The sequence below is a fragment of the Vibrio rumoiensis genome (assembly GCF_002218045.2).
In the GTDB taxonomy this organism is placed as follows: domain Bacteria; phylum Pseudomonadota; class Gammaproteobacteria; order Enterobacterales; family Vibrionaceae; genus Vibrio; species Vibrio rumoiensis.
The window spans coordinates 1,128,942-1,143,481 of sequence record NZ_AP018686.1 but is presented as its reverse complement, the minus strand read 5'-3'; the positions used below and the strand labels follow the sequence as shown (position 1 = coordinate 1,143,481).

General features: G+C 44.0%; 11 protein-coding genes. 6 read left to right on the top strand and 5 right to left on the bottom strand.

Annotated features, from left to right (window positions below; genetic code table 11):
• The first annotated feature begins 166 nt into the window (after positions 1-166).
• The 3 genes from VRUMOI_RS17615 to VRUMOI_RS17605 all read left to right on the top strand — a co-directional run bounded on the left by VRUMOI_RS17615 (position 167) and on the right by VRUMOI_RS17605 (position 3,153).
• A complete protein-coding gene (locus VRUMOI_RS17615) occupies positions 167-1,426 on the top strand; it encodes a DUF1479 domain-containing protein (RefSeq protein ID WP_089139366.1) in 1,260 nt (419 codons plus the stop codon).
• A 204-nt stretch (positions 1,427-1,630) separates the two neighbouring features.
• Positions 1,631-2,500 carry a DMT family transporter gene (locus tag VRUMOI_RS17610; protein WP_089139367.1) on the top strand — a complete coding sequence of 290 codons (870 nt, stop codon included), beginning with the start codon at positions 1,631-1,633 and terminating at the stop codon, positions 2,498-2,500.
• A gap of 170 nt (positions 2,501-2,670) precedes the next feature.
• Positions 2,671-3,153: a DUF1097 domain-containing protein gene (locus tag VRUMOI_RS17605; protein ID WP_089139368.1), complete on the top strand. Its 483-nt coding sequence runs from the start codon at positions 2,671-2,673 to the stop codon at positions 3,151-3,153.
• A 202-nt stretch (positions 3,154-3,355) separates the two neighbouring features.
• Here VRUMOI_RS17605 and VRUMOI_RS17600 read toward each other — a convergent pair whose 3' ends face one another.
• A complete protein-coding gene (locus VRUMOI_RS17600) occupies positions 3,356-4,087 on the bottom strand; it encodes a DUF7738 domain-containing protein (protein WP_089139369.1) in 732 nt (243 codons plus the stop codon).
• 13 nt (positions 4,088-4,100) lie between these two features.
• Complete coding sequence (gene tssI / locus VRUMOI_RS17595) at positions 4,101-8,774, bottom strand: type VI secretion system tip protein TssI/VgrG (RefSeq protein ID WP_089139370.1); 4,674 nt, start codon at positions 8,772-8,774, stop codon at positions 4,101-4,103.
• 367 nt (positions 8,775-9,141) lie between these two features.
• Here tssI and VRUMOI_RS17590 point away from each other — a divergent pair, with 367 nt between their 5' ends.
• On the top strand, positions 9,142-9,498 hold the full coding sequence (locus VRUMOI_RS17590; RefSeq protein WP_089139371.1) for a helix-turn-helix domain-containing protein: 357 nt from the start codon (positions 9,142-9,144) through the stop codon (positions 9,496-9,498).
• A 76-nt stretch (positions 9,499-9,574) separates the two neighbouring features.
• Here VRUMOI_RS17590 and yghU read toward each other — a convergent pair whose 3' ends face one another.
• From yghU to VRUMOI_RS17575, 3 genes are all read right to left on the bottom strand, one after another.
• Positions 9,575-10,429, bottom strand: coding sequence for a glutathione-dependent disulfide-bond oxidoreductase (yghU, locus tag VRUMOI_RS17585; RefSeq protein WP_089139372.1), 855 nt, complete (start codon positions 10,427-10,429; stop codon positions 9,575-9,577).
• Positions 10,430-10,558: 129 nt separating this feature from the next.
• Positions 10,559-11,230 (bottom strand): peptidoglycan DD-metalloendopeptidase family protein, encoded by a 672-nt coding sequence (locus VRUMOI_RS17580; RefSeq protein WP_089139373.1) that lies wholly within the window; start codon positions 11,228-11,230, stop codon positions 10,559-10,561.
• The gene (locus VRUMOI_RS17575; RefSeq protein ID WP_231897538.1) at positions 11,227-12,477 is read right to left on the bottom strand and encodes an MFS transporter; all 1,251 of its coding nucleotides are present in this window, start codon (positions 12,475-12,477) and stop codon (positions 11,227-11,229) included. The genes VRUMOI_RS17580 and VRUMOI_RS17575 overlap by 4 nt, the downstream gene beginning before the upstream one ends.
• Positions 12,478-12,588: 111 nt before the next feature.
• Here VRUMOI_RS17575 and VRUMOI_RS17570 point away from each other — a divergent pair, with 111 nt between their 5' ends.
• On the top strand, positions 12,589-13,035 hold the full coding sequence (locus tag VRUMOI_RS17570; RefSeq protein ID WP_089139374.1) for a DUF2946 family protein: 447 nt from the start codon (positions 12,589-12,591) through the stop codon (positions 13,033-13,035).
• 37 nt (positions 13,036-13,072) lie between these two features.
• Positions 13,073-14,440, top strand: coding sequence for a PepSY-associated TM helix domain-containing protein (locus VRUMOI_RS17565; RefSeq protein ID WP_089139375.1), 1,368 nt, complete (start codon positions 13,073-13,075; stop codon positions 14,438-14,440).
• The last annotated feature ends 100 nt before the right edge of the window (positions 14,441-14,540 follow it).

Here is a 14,540-nt window from a genome sequence, read left to right as displayed (position 1 = left end):
TTATACTGTGTATGCAACCCTTTCTCTATCTGCTCTCTTTTGTTTCTAAAGTGTGATCACAATGTAAACTTCCTGTTTGACTTTCTTTTGAAGTAAGATTAACTTTCATTTGAAGTTTAATCTTGTTGCTGAGCGATCATTGGGCGCAATACATTAGGAGAGCAATATGTCGGCCTCATTTACCTCGAAAGAACTCCCTACCGATTACAAAAAGAACATCGTTGACATGAAACGTACCTTGAAAAAGCAAATTGGCGATGTCGATGCTTTATTCAAACAAGTGTGCGATAAGATTGAAACGGAATTGGCAGCGGCACGTGAAGAAGAAAAAATCAACGGTAGTGCATGGCCGGAGATCAGCCAAGCCGATTTACAACAAGGAAACGTGTCACCGGAGGTGATCGCGCAGATCAAACGTCGTGGCTGTTTAGTTGTGCGTCAAACGTTCGCACGAGATGAAGCGCTTGCCATGGATAAAGGCGTGCTGGATTATCTAGATAATAATCAATTCGATGAAATCTATAGAGGGCCGGGGGATAACTTCTTCGGTACTTTAGAAGCCTCGAAGCCAGAAATTTATCCAATTTATTGGTCTGAAAGCCAAATGAAAGCGCGACAAAGCGAGCAAATGGCGTCGATTCAATCGTTTTTAAATCGCTTATGGAAGTTTGAAGGCGATAACGGCGCATGGTTCGACCCTGATGTGAGTGTGATTTACCCCGATCGTATTCGTCGACGTTTACCGGGTACGACGTCTAATGGCTTAGGGGCGCATACGGATTCTGGGGCACTAGAACGCTGGTTATTGCCTGAATATCAAAAAGTATTTGAGAAAATCTTTACTAATCAATTTGATCAATATGACCCTTGGGATGCAGCGCACCGACCAGAGGTGAATGAATATAGCGTTGATTACACCACCAAATGTTCGGTATTTCGTACTTTTCAAGGCTGGACGGCGTTGTCTGATATGAGCTTGAATCAAGGCTTATTACACGTAGTGCCAGTACCTGAAGCGATGGCATACATTCTATTGCGCCCTTTACTGGATGATGTGCCAGAAGATGAACTATGTGGCGTCACACCCGGTCATGTGTTGCCTATTTCAGAGCAATGGCACCCACATTTGATTAAAGGTTTGTGCAGTATTCCTGAGTTGCAAGCGGGGGATTCTGTATGGTGGCACTGCGATGTGATTCATTCTGTGGCTCCTGTGGAAGATCAAAAAGGTTGGGGGAATGTTATGTATATTCCTGCCGCGCCAATGTGTCCTAAAAATAAAAAGTATGCCGAGCAGATCCAATCCTCACTCAAAGATGGGTTGTCACCGCCTGACTTCCCACGAGAACATTATGAGCAAGATTGGCAAGGCCGTTTTACTTTTGACATGTTAAACAGCATTGGTAAAAAAGGCATGGGGCTGTAAATCATTAGCCTCAATTACGGTTAATAAAGATTACGGTTAATAAAGAAAGCGAAGTGCGCCGCTTCGCTTTCTGGTTTTCTCGCCTAAAACGCTTTTATCCCGAACAAAAGCTAATCGCCAAGAGAAACGGACGCTAGCTATTTCTATTCGCTGTCTTTATTATTTCCTTCACTTTATCCCCACCATTTATTTGAGAATACCTCCATGTCGAACCATTCGCCGGTACTGGGCGCTACTTGGATGCTGATCGCAGGGCTATCTTTTGCCTTAGTTAACAGTATTGCGCAATACATTAGCATTACGTTTTCTATTCCTTCCACCACGGTTGCTTTGCTTCAATATGCGATTGCGCTGGTGGCGATCCTGCCTTATTTAAAAACATTAGGTATTCGCCGTTCTCTCTATACCAAACACTTTGGTTGGCATGCTTTTCGAGTCTTTTTATCGGTAATCGGTATTCAACTCTGGTTTTGGGCGCTGGCGTATCCGGTTCCCATTTGGCAAGGCATTGCATTGTTGATGACGTCTCCATTGTTTGCGACCATCGGTTCAGGAGTACTACTAAAAGAAAAGGTGGGTTGGGCACGTTGGATGGCAACTTTAGCCGGTTTTGGTGGGGCAATGATTATATTAGAGCCCTGGTCTGATGCGTTTAGCTGGGCAACACTACTACCTGTAGGCGCGGCTTTTTTCTGGGCATGTTATTCATTGATGGTGAAGAAAATGTCAGTCAATGATTCGCCTTCTACGATGGTGGTTTACCTACTTATATTGCTCACGCCGTTTAATATCCTATTGGCCTTACCTGAATGGTCTACCCCAACAGGCTGGAGTGTTTGGGGATTACTGATTGGCGCCGGTGTCATGACCGCTTTAGCGCAATGGGCGATTGTCAAAGCGTATGCCGTAGCAGATGCTTCTTTTGTACAGCCATTTGATTTGGCTAAATTACCGTTTAATGTCTTTTTAGGCTGGCTGGTGTTTGGTTGGATACCAACGGGGAACTTATGGATAGGCGCTGCAATCATGATAGCTTCGATTGTGTTTATCACTCAGTGGGAGCGGCGTAAGTAAACTAACTCAGCTTAAGTGGTTTATAACGTAAGTGATGATGGTTAATCGCTTGCGTTAACATTTATATGTAATAGCAATTTTTCATTCATATTATCTGTGATCAAAATCTCTTCTTTTCGCTTATTCCTTCTTTAATCTCCCTTCCTCATTTTTTAACTGAAGATCTGCCTATGTCGACACTATTTGCCATTTCACTGACCACCGGATTACTTTCTGGTATTTGGGGTTGGGTAGCCATTTCTTTGGGATTATTGTCTTGGGCTGGTTTTCTCGGCTGCACCAGTTACTTTGCCTCGCCGATTCAAGGCTTGAAAGGCTTAGGTGTGAGCGTACTGACTAATCTATCTGGCGTGGTTTGGGCGCTTATTATTATTCATGGCTCTCAATGGCTAGGCAGTGATGTGATTGGTTATGTTTTGACAGCATTGGTTTCCTTTTTTATGTGCATTCAAGCGCAGAAACACTGGTTGAGCTTTATCCCCGGAACCTTTATCGGCGCATGTGCTACCTTTGCCGCCGATGGAAATTGGCAGTTGGTGATCCCTTCACTTTTAATTGGCGGAGTATTCGGTTACAGCATGAAAGCGAGTGGTGTGTGGTTACAGGCGAGAAGCGCTGTGAAGATAAAACCAGAAGTGATAGAAGAGAAATGAACGGTGCGATTTTTGTTTCTAAACGATAGGCTTTATCCGAAAGGGTAAACAGCAGGCCAATAGTGAGGAGCTCGGCAAATTTTCTGTCGTGATCAGCTGTAAGGAACTCTAGAGAGTACTGGTTGATTGCACTATAAGTTATATAGGCAAATTGGTGGTGTAATGAGTCCATGTTAGTTTTTGTGTTAAAAACACTTCTTACTTAGCGTGAAACCTCTTTTCCAAAATAGCGCCGTTCATTGTCTAAACGTATTTCTGAACTTGGTGAGATTTGCATTGATATAGATACCTCGGGTTGCTCGCCAAAAAAGTGATTAAATATGATAGTCCCGAGATTGTTGAACCCAGAAGATACCCCAACACTAGAAAAATGCCGATCACGTTTCACGATATCACTCTGGTCAAGCACAGATTCAATCGAGGTGTCACTGTCAACAATCGCGCCATAAAAATCAATCGCATAATCAGCATACATGGTGTTGTAAGGATGCTCTGCCATTTCTTTATCTAAGTGACGATACACGATGGGCTTAGCCTTTGATTTAGGATTCATTCTAATTCTGAGGACACTGATAAAGCGGTTATAAGGATCTTTTAAGGTACCAGGCTTACCATTAATAAAGTCAGACTTTACATCGATATGGTTTGTTTGAACGGTAATGTCGATGCCCAATTCGGGATAAACAAATCGCTGTCTCCCGCTTGCGCCAAAGGCTTTTTGGTAGCTAGGCTCTTTGCCAATATACACATAATCATCGCCCAGTACTTCAATCCATTGCTTAAGGGGGTCTTTAAAGCTGAGCCGTTTTCCATCAAAGCGAATTGTATCACTAGTGACAACAAGCCTAACGGGCTTTTGGGACACAGTTGTTTCAGCGAAACAGCCACTAACCAACAGCAACAAAGTAAACAGTATAAGGAGCTTGCTTTTCATATAAGGCTATCCATTAATTTCCGATTAGTTTTTCTAGTTTGATGAACCAGTCAATCGCTTCCGTGCTCGACTCAGCTATAATCTTTAGTTTTTCCAGCTCATGATCTAAGTGACCCTCATACTCGGCTGCCATTCTAAGATTGATTGGGTTTTTAAGAGCCCATAGGCGAATGTCATCATACAATGTTTGGACATGCTCTGGGCTATGACTATCTATCTGATCTGGATGAACAAAAAAGCTCTCTGCTGTCGTTAGCAAAGTTTCCAAGGAGCTTTCTCCCTCCCAAACTGTAAACATCTCGCTACCCATTGTTGCCACCATCCTCTGTGCTATCTGTGCCGCAATGGTGTGTAAAGGGTGATCATCTGGATCTTTGGCTATTTGGGTGTGGGTTGGATCGGTTGGAGATGTGTCATCCTGAGCATATTTAATTGCCTCCATCATCTGGCGAGCAATCAGCGCTTTAAGCTGGTTGGCAAATGCGAACAATAAGTTCAACAATTCCTTTACCATCCAGCGATAAAAGAAAGAAACCTCGTCCGCTTTTTTGGCTGCTTCTAACGCTTGCTCTGCGCTTAAGCTCTTGTCCTGTGAAGGATAATCTAAACCTAAAGCGTCAAAAAGCAGCTCCACAGCATTCGGTTTGTAATCATTGAGTAGCACCAACATTATACTAACTTGCGTTTGATAATGCTCTTTTTCTGCCGATGTTGAGTGGTCGCTTCCTTTTTCTAGCACCGAAAGCAAGCTGACAACCGTGTCACTGGCACCAAATATCCCTGTGGTGAGTGGGTGCACTTTTTGATTATCATTCACTTGGACCGAAGTAACCCAGCTATTGACGGGCTTAAGTAGGACTAGTTTTCCCTCTCGATGGAGCCGGTTAATGGCTAGTTCAACAAAATTGGAATGGGCATAAATGTCTTCCATCACATGCAATGCCTGGCCAAAGTGGATCAAGCCTTGGGCTGTTCGACCAGAGCTAGCCGCGAGAGAAAGCTGACTCTTCGCAAAAGAGATGGAGTCGTTGAAGAAATTTTTGTACCATTTATTAGGATCAACTTCCCCTTCTGACTTTGTGTAATCTCCCCGGAATGCCTCCTTATACAGGGTATTTGCAGGTGCGGTAATGCCTCTGGGGTTATCCAAATGCTCCTCTGGTCGATATACACCCAACTTCTCAGGATCCAACCGGAATGGGGAATTATCGTTTTCGGCAAAGCGATCTGGGAATTCTTTTCTTGCCAAAATCTCGACAACTTGTGTAAGGGATTCCCGAGAGATGGCTTTGCTGCCAACGCGGCGACCACCGGAAGTGATTCCAGTGGTATCAGTGATTTCGATATCTGCTATCTTTTTAAGCAGTGCCATGCCCTTTTTTAACTCAACTTGCACTCGTTCTATAAGCTGATTGATAACCGGCAATGACTGATGAGCTTGCTCAAAGAATATGTCGATATCGGCATTTTCGAGAGTCTGCTGACTCGAAGAGAGTCTATTTATGGCTCTTTGATTCGAGAGAGAACTGTTTTGCTCCGCTCCAACAACATAATTACTCAGATCTTCAGCTAACTTTATTTGTGCACGATTTGCACTTACAGCCGAATCAATGTTATCGATATTACGTGTAATTTGCTCCGTACTGCCAGATGGTAGCGTGCGGTTATTGAGCATAGTGACAAGGTCAGTGCGAGATGCTAAAAGAGCTCGTGTCTGTGTTTCCAGCCCGCTTCTGTATGTTGATAGTTCAAAAGACATCTTGTTGAGTTGTGCAGAGGTGGCAGCACCAGATTCTTTCAAGTTAGACTCAGCCTGCCCCAGTTGCGTAATAGACTGAGTTCTAATTTGTTCGGTTTTTTTCTCTAAAGTATTGAGGTGGGAAGGCAGCTCCTTTTGCAGGATATCCATTCCCTCGATTTGCGCATCTGCCTTGCCAATCAGCAGATCTAGGTTGAACTCTAAAAGCTTAATATCAACCACTTGAGAATAATCACGCAACCAGTTGCCGTAGTAAATCGTATCTACTTCTTTTTTCGTAAAGATGTCTTCGAGTGCGGATTCTATTGAGCGATGTCCATACTTGCCATGTTTAGCCTGCTCTGCCGTGCCGCCCGCTGAAAAGTACTCTCTATCGCCATTTTGGCTTTTTTGATCGTTTTCGATATAGCTACGCTGTTTTTGCAGTTCATTGTGCATATTGATGTAAGTGATGGATAGTAATTCATTTCCCCAAGAGCCTTGGTAGTTTGCGACCACTGTTTCCGTTTTCTTACGCATGTTTATGTTTGATAGTAGTACAGCAAAAGCAGCACCTTCGTCCAAGCTGGCATCCCCTCCGATGTTACTGAACACGTTTCGAAGCAGATAATCAATATGGTGACCAAATTCATGTACTAAGACAGTCAACAGGCGAATTTTATGCTCTTTTCCTGTTTCTTCTTTCGCATTTTTGATAAGGGTTTGGCCAATGACGATTGTCTGCTTTTTGTTGTCATAGTAGGCAACACTGCCAACGACAACTTCAATTGGTGGATTGGTTACACTCCCAGATTTAACCGCTTGGTAGAAATCGAGATAGGCTTGCGGTGGAATATCATGACCAAATACGCCACTTAGCCACATGGAAAATCTATGCTCATCGAATACTTTTGGTAATCCATTGAGCTGATTCAGTGCAAATTTCGACTCTAGATCGTGTTCCTCTATTTGATTGGTATGGGATGTAGGTCGAGAAGAAGCTATATCATCGACTAACAGCGGAAGTTCTGGGGTTGTACCACTAAACCCACTGCCACTACCCGCACTACCACCTGAGTTCATATTGATACCAGCACCAACGAGATGAACGCCAGCAGCATCAACTTTGACAAAGCTGCCTGCGGCCTTAACGGTAATTTCTGCTCCGGCTTCGATGACGACTTTATTGCCCGATTTTATGTGTATCTCATTAGCAGCGTCATTGACGATCACTGAGCCTGATTTAATCTGTAGATTACCTTCAATGATAAAGCTTTGTGATTGATTAACCTTGGTTCGACTCTCGCCCTCAACCGTTAAATTGTGGTTGTTTTTGACTTGGATGAATTGGTCATTTTCAACCGTTAAGTGTTGGTCGTGGTTGATGTCGGTAATCGCATCGTTTTGCACTTCTGCTTTAAAATCTTTTTGGGCGTGTAGATACACTTGCTCGCGATCCGCCTGATCTTCAAAGCTGATTTCATTAAAGCCTTCACCTTGATGGGTTTCACTGCGCCACACCGTTTTGGTTTTGTTATCTGGCAAGGTGTATGGCGGTATATTCTGCGCGTTAAAAGCACGTCCGGTAACGATAGGCTGGTCTGGGTCACCATTTAAAAATGAGACAATCACTTCATGACCAATGCGCGGAATAGCAATCATGCCATATTGACTGCCCGCCCAACCTTGAGAGACTTGTACCCAGCAAGAGCTGTGTTCATCGCCATTAGAGTACCTATCCCATGGAAAATGCAGCCTGACACGGCCATATTCATCACAGAAGATTTCTTCACCGTCAGGGCCCACTACATAAGCGGTCATCGGGCCGTCAACTTGTGGTTTGGTCATCTGCGGCAGGCACCAGGTTTTATCCGCTGGAATCGCTTCAAACTGGTTGGCGTAGGTGGTGGGTTTGCCACCTGCTGATTCTTCGAGCGCTTGCGGTTGGTCGCCTTGATGGTGACTGGCAATAATCAGCCATGATTGATTAAAGCTATCGTCGCTATGCTCTTGCATATCAAACTTCGCGCCCGTTTGTAGCTGTGGTTCATTACTGGTGCCTTTGGCGGTATGAGCGTTGCGACGTAGGCTATCTAAACGCATTTGATTGAACGCTTTGCCTGTCGCGTCATCTTTAAAGCGCCCCGGAAAATCAAAGTGCTGATACGTATCGTGTTGATAATCCATATCACTGCCCACCGCTTGTTGAGCAAAAGTGTATTGCGGTTTTTTAAAGCTGCTGTCACCGCTGTGCGTTTCACTGACTTCAAACTGGGTGGTTTTGGTGAAAGTGTTGATGTACGGCGTCGAGCTAATGCCACTCGCCATTGCATTGTAAGGAATTGGGGCATCGAGTGAGCTAATCAATTGGCTATCCTCGGTAAACAATACCGTGTGTTTACCCTTTGATTGCTCAATGTGATAGACCATGCCTTCTTCGGCCGCTAAGCGGTTGATGAACGCTAAATCGGTCTCACGATATTGCATGCAAAACTCACGCAGCTTAGGTGTGCGGGTTAAAGCAAAAGCGAAATTTTGAATGTCCATTTCTTTAAACAGGGTGGCAATGATGTCAGGAGCCGAAATGGATTGGAAAATACGGCTGTTATGACGAAGTGATAAACGTTCGATTTCAGGGACTAGAGTCAAGGAATAAAAGGTATGGTGATGGCCGGTTTCACCAACCGAAAAAGCGCGCACAATGCCATTAATGCGCTGCACTACTTCGCCATCGCGATGCATGACAAGTTCGGCGTTTTTATCCACCACATCCAATGCGGTAATATCGGGGCGGCGGCTGGCAAGCTCAATCTGATAACGAAAACCGTGACACCACGAGCCATCGGCTTGTTGCACCGATGAAAAGTTATCTTTCCCTTGATAGCTTATGACTACTAAAGATTCGTCACTGACGCCATCGACGTGAATACTAAACTGTAGCCTTGCCATAGATAAACCTATCCGTTAAATGTTGAATTTAATAGTGGTCATTGAGATGTTCGGTTTGACTACTATGTTTAGGTCGGTTTAAGCAATAATCGAGCCATTATTTATTGTTACTTAAATCAATGGTTTATGTTTTTAGGTTTTCTAAGTTAGGCAAAAAATTGCTTGCGACACGGCAACTTTTTGCCTAGTGGATTATCGTCGTTTTCAGCAAAGAATATTGGGTTCGTTGGGGGAAGTTATCACTACCGTGGCTTAAGTCATGGTTTTAAATTTCTCTAAACAAAACCTGACCTGTCAATGACACGTGATTAACCGGATTTTGTCATTTTAGTCGGTAGTTTTTATAGGTAATGGATAAACACCGATCATGGAATTCACAGAACAAGACAGAGAAGCAATTTATCATTTATGGATGTCGCAAAAAGCGAAGCGCCACTTAACCCAAATGGATATGGCGAAACGTTTAGGAATGACGATTGTAGAATTTTCCGAGGTGGTTCGTGGTAAAGGCGAGATTAGCAAAAGTTTCGTGAGTCGATTTTTTCAGCAACTCGATATCGAGCCACACACCATTTTACCGTCACTTAAAAACCAAATTGCACCAGAGAATGCGGTGGTGTATTTACAAAACAGAATTACGATTGACGGTGAGATTCAAAATGTGCAAATCGATGGAAATCAAGTGATCATCGATTATTGCTGCAAGGTTGCCAAACTTAATTGATTTATATCGCCAAGTAAAAAAACGCCTAGCCGATCATTGTCATCGGCTAGGCGTTTTCGTTTGTATAGAGCGGTAATTAAGGCTTTAAACTTAGCGCTTTATCAATATCTTCTGCACTATGACGCTCTTCAATCGCTTCCCAAGGTTCACCCATTGGTTTATTGACAATCCGGCCACGTTGAACCGCAGGGCGTTCTAAAATCGCTTTAGCCCAACGTTGTACGTTTTGGTAGCTATCAACGTCTAAAAATTCAGCGGCGTTATAAGCATTACCGAGAACCAAGTTGCCATACCAAGGCCAAATCGCGATATCCGCAATACTGTATTCTTCACCCGCAATGTAAGTATTGTTGGCGAGTTGCTTATCGAGGACATCTAATTGACGCTTGGCTTCCATCGTAAAGCGATTGATTGGGTATTCGTATTTTTCTGGCGCGTAATGATAGAAGTGCCCAAAACCACCACCCAGATAGGGCGCTGAGCCTTGTAACCAGAATAACCAGTTCAGTACTTTGGTTCGTTCAGCGATGTCTTGCGGAATAAAGTGACCAAATTTCTCGGCAAGATAAAGCAGGATAGAGCCTGATTCAAAGACATTAATTGGCGACTCACCACTGCGATCAACTAGGGCTGGAATTTTCGAGTTCGGGTTAACATCGACAAAGCCTGATGAGAATTGGTCGCTGTCACCAATTTTAATGATGAATGCATCGTATTCGGCTTCGCTTATGCCTTTTGCCAGTAACTCTTCAAGTAAAATCGTGACTTTTTGACCGTTAGGAGTGCCCATTGAATAAAGCTGAATTGGGTGCTCACCAACGGGAAGTTTACGTTCAAAGCGTGCGCCAGCTTCCGGGCGATTAATGCTACCCCATGTGCCGCCTTGTTGTTCATTGGTCCAAACTTTCGGTGGAATATATTCGTTTGTCATTGTCTTCCCTTTTGTTTGTTTTATCACCTAAGTTAGATATTAGGTCGATTTTTGAGATTAAAAGGATAGACCGTGTATTTCTGTTACTTTCTTCATAACAATTCGTTATTAAAAAGTATTTTTTAGATGTTAACTCAAATCTTCTCGTTGAAGGATGAGGTTTGGCGATGGGCAGTTCTGTAAATAGAACGTCTTATATTTGGGATCAACAACCCCTGGGTAGTCGTCTAAATGCGGCCCTAAATCACGAATGATTTGAAAGTGCAGGTGAGATGCCCAGCCACCATTTTCTGCAAAAGTCCCTATTTGGGCAAAAGCTTCACCTGTTTGAATTATTTTTCCTATGTACAGATTTTGTAGGGAAGAAGTGGCTAAATGCCCGTAAAGGGTATGAAATGTGTAGCCTTCTAGTTGATGGCGTAAAATGATCACAGGGCCGTAATCACCTTGCTGTTGGCGGTTAGCCAATGCCACCACTTCGCCTTGAATTGGGGCAAAAACCGTGTTGCCTGCCGGGATCCCCAAATCAATGCCAATGTGTAAAGTGCGATTGCTGCTTTGTGAAAAGTTATCGGTATCTTGATAAATCATGCGTTGTTCAGCGTAGCGACCTATTTCTATCACAGCATTGGTTTCGGCAACTTGGCGCTTTATCTCTGCTGAGAAATCATGTTCGTCATTCACTTGGCTCCATATATCACTGCTAGGTGAGAGATCGACAATCAGCGCTTTTCCAAATTGATAGTGTGTATCAATGATTGGGTGAAAGTGATGCTTTTTAAGGGTAGCTTCAAAACTCATGATGATGCTTGCGCCTCTTGATTATTTACTTGCGATTGGCGAGGGACGAATAACACGGCAATCGCATAACCCACTGCGGCAATCAGGGTTGGTAGAATTAAGTGTATATTCACCAAAATTGCAGTGAGGTAGCCTGTTAAAGTCCAAGCTAATCCTACCATGGCACTGGATAATGCCATCGCCCAGCCTTGGTCACTATCGCTAGCACGATCAGACAGCGCGGTAATATATAAAGGAAACGAAGATGCCACCATAATCGATGTCCAAACCATGGCAATAACATGGGTGGTTGGTGTCGGTGTGATCGCCAGTAAAACCATGCCAATGCCAGCACCAGTTAAGACACTTCTTAATGCTTGGGTTAGCGTCATGATAGCCAGCAATAGACGAGGAACGAACAGTAAAGAAGCGATCATTACAATGCCAATGGCTAACATAAAGTATTGATAAAACTCACCCTCTACCGCCAGTTGCCATTTTTGCGGCAAAATAAATGAGATATTTTGGAAGTATAAACTCCAGCTGAACTGGCAGATAAATACGATGGCCAAACAAGGCAATAAACCTTTTTGACTACGTGATAATGGCGCCGCTAATGAGAATGGACTTTCTTGTTTTAGAGAGGCTTGTTTTGGTAGCTGGATGATGTGCAACAAAATAAAACAAACAACAGCAATCAATAAACAAGCATAGAAAGGGGCTTGAGGGCCATATAGCGCGGTCAATTTACTACCAAGGGCTGGGCCAAATGACATGGCGGCTGTCATAACCACTGCCACCAAACTCATTAACGTCGCTTTGGTTTTACCTTGGCTATTATCAGCCAAAATCGCTTGAGCGATGGGTTGGCTGGCTGAACCTAAGCTATTGATCATATTGCCGGCAAACAGCAAAGCTACCGAACCTGCAATAATCGCATATACCGGCATCACAAAGCCGAGAGCGGCCACAACCAAACATAATGCCATCACCAGTTTTCGACTATAGCGATCGGCAAAGCGAGCGATGAATGGGGTGAAAAACATCGAGATAAAAGGCGCGGCAGACATCACTGTGCCAAACAACGTGCGTCTGTCTTCAAGTGGCATCGCTTGAGCTATCGCCAAAGAGTGATCGGTTAAAAACAAATTCACATAAGCGGGAATGGTAATAAAAAAGCCCGCAGAGCCTAGAAAGATGATGAAGTATAAAACCAGTAAGGTCGGCTTAGATAAGTGTGCAATAGATGGCATAGCGTGAGTGGTCATTGAATTCTCCCTGAATAATCTCGCTATTTTACGGGCTCGTCATTGGGAATGCTATGGATTATCAATTTGTTGTTGCGTGGGTAAATTATCGGTCATTAAATTGATAACTTTATGTTACATTTACGTCTCATTTTTGGGCGATTTTTTGTGATGGGTGTGCCGGCTTTTTCTCTTGTAACTATGTCGTTTCGACGTCGGGTTCTTTACCTTCCCGTGGTATTGATCCTACTTATCTATCTCGCGCCTTTGGTTTCTATGTCCGTGGTGCTTGCGGATAGGGCAACTACTTCTCATCACATGATGGTTAAAATGGACGGCGACGCTCATTCTACCCATCACTCCGATCATCATTCTTCTACCGATTCTCATCATCAACATGGTTGGTGTGGCTATTGTGATTTGCTGGCGACGCTTTCTGCAACACATGGCGCGTTACCACTGGTTGTTGCGGCCATTTTTTGTTTAGTGGCAATATTGACGGCCGTTGGCGTTCAGTCGGGTCGGTGTCTCTCTTATTTATTTCCCACCCCAAGAGCCCCGCCTGTTTTCTCTATTTGAAAATAAATGAATTTTTATCATCAATTGAGAGAACAAAATGAATACAGTACAAACAGGAAGTGCTGGAAGCTTCACGGCTTTTATTAAGCGACTTCACTTTTATATCGGCTTATTTGTTGGGCCGTTTATTTTTATGGCGGCATTCACTGGTACGCTTTATGTCTTAACTCCGCAGCTTGAAAATGTGCTTTATAAGCAGCAGCTCAGTGCGGTGACTCAGGGAACGGTTCAACCGCTTAGCGCGCAAATTGCCGCCGCGCAAAATAGCTTACCCAATCCACTAGAGATTAAATCGGTTCGTCCTGCACCGGCATTAGGACAAACGACTCGCGTGTTATTTAACGATCCCGATCTAGACCGATATCGAGCACGCACCGTGTTTGTTGACCCGGTTACTTTAGATATCAAAGGTGAGCTCGCCAGTTATGGTACCAGTGGAGTATTGCCATTTCGTATCGCCATCGACTTTATGCATACCGATTTGTTATTAGGGCCAATAGGACGATACTACAGCGAGTTAGCGGCCTCTTGGATGTGGGTTGCGGCGTTAGGTGGGGTGTTTTTATGGTGGCAGCAGCGACGCAGTTTGGCTCGTCAGGCTAAAGCTGGCAGCTTTGCTCAAGCGCGTTCACGTCATGCCAAGGTCGCGGTTTGGATCAGTTTAGGCTTATTATTTTTCTCTGCAACAGGCTTAACGTGGTCGAAATGGGCTGGGGGCAATATTGCTGAATGGCGACAAGCGATAGGGTGGGTAACGCCGTCGGTTTCTCGTGATTTAACGTCTCATCATGAGGGCAACTCTAATGGTGATTTACACGCCAATCACCATAATATGTCGGGCATGAGTTCTGACAGTAAGCTCGGTGTCTTTGATCAAGTTGAGCAGAGCGCCCGTGAATTTGGTATTGATGCCGGTAAGATTGAAATCGTGCCTGCGCCAAACAATAAAACCGCGTGGGTTGTAAAAGAAATCGATCGTTCATGGCCAACTCAGGTGGATGAAGTTGCGATCGATGCTATGTCAATGTCAGTGGTTGGGCATGCAGAGTTTAAAGATTTTCCGATCGTGGCAAAACTTATCCGTTGGGGAATTGATGCTCACATGGGGATTTTGTTTGGCCTGCCTAATCAATTGATATTGGCGGTGTTTGGTTTGGCATTATGTGCGGTGATCGTGTGGGGATATACCATGTGGTGGAAACGTCGACCGGTGATGAGCAACACAACACCAACCTTAGTGGATAGCTGGATAAAACTTTCAAACGCCATGAAAGTATTGTCTATAATGGTGGCCGTCGTATTAGGTTTGGCACTGCCGATTATGGGGATCAGCTTGATAGTATTTTGCTTCGTTGATGTGATTCGTTGGCGAAGAGCGGTATATCGACTCGAAGCCGCTTCTTAACCGAGTGAACTAAACAAGTTAAATCAATGAATGGGTAGCGAGTGGCTACCCATTTTTTATTGTTGAGTTGAGATATTAAGAACCTGATACCGTTTGGTCG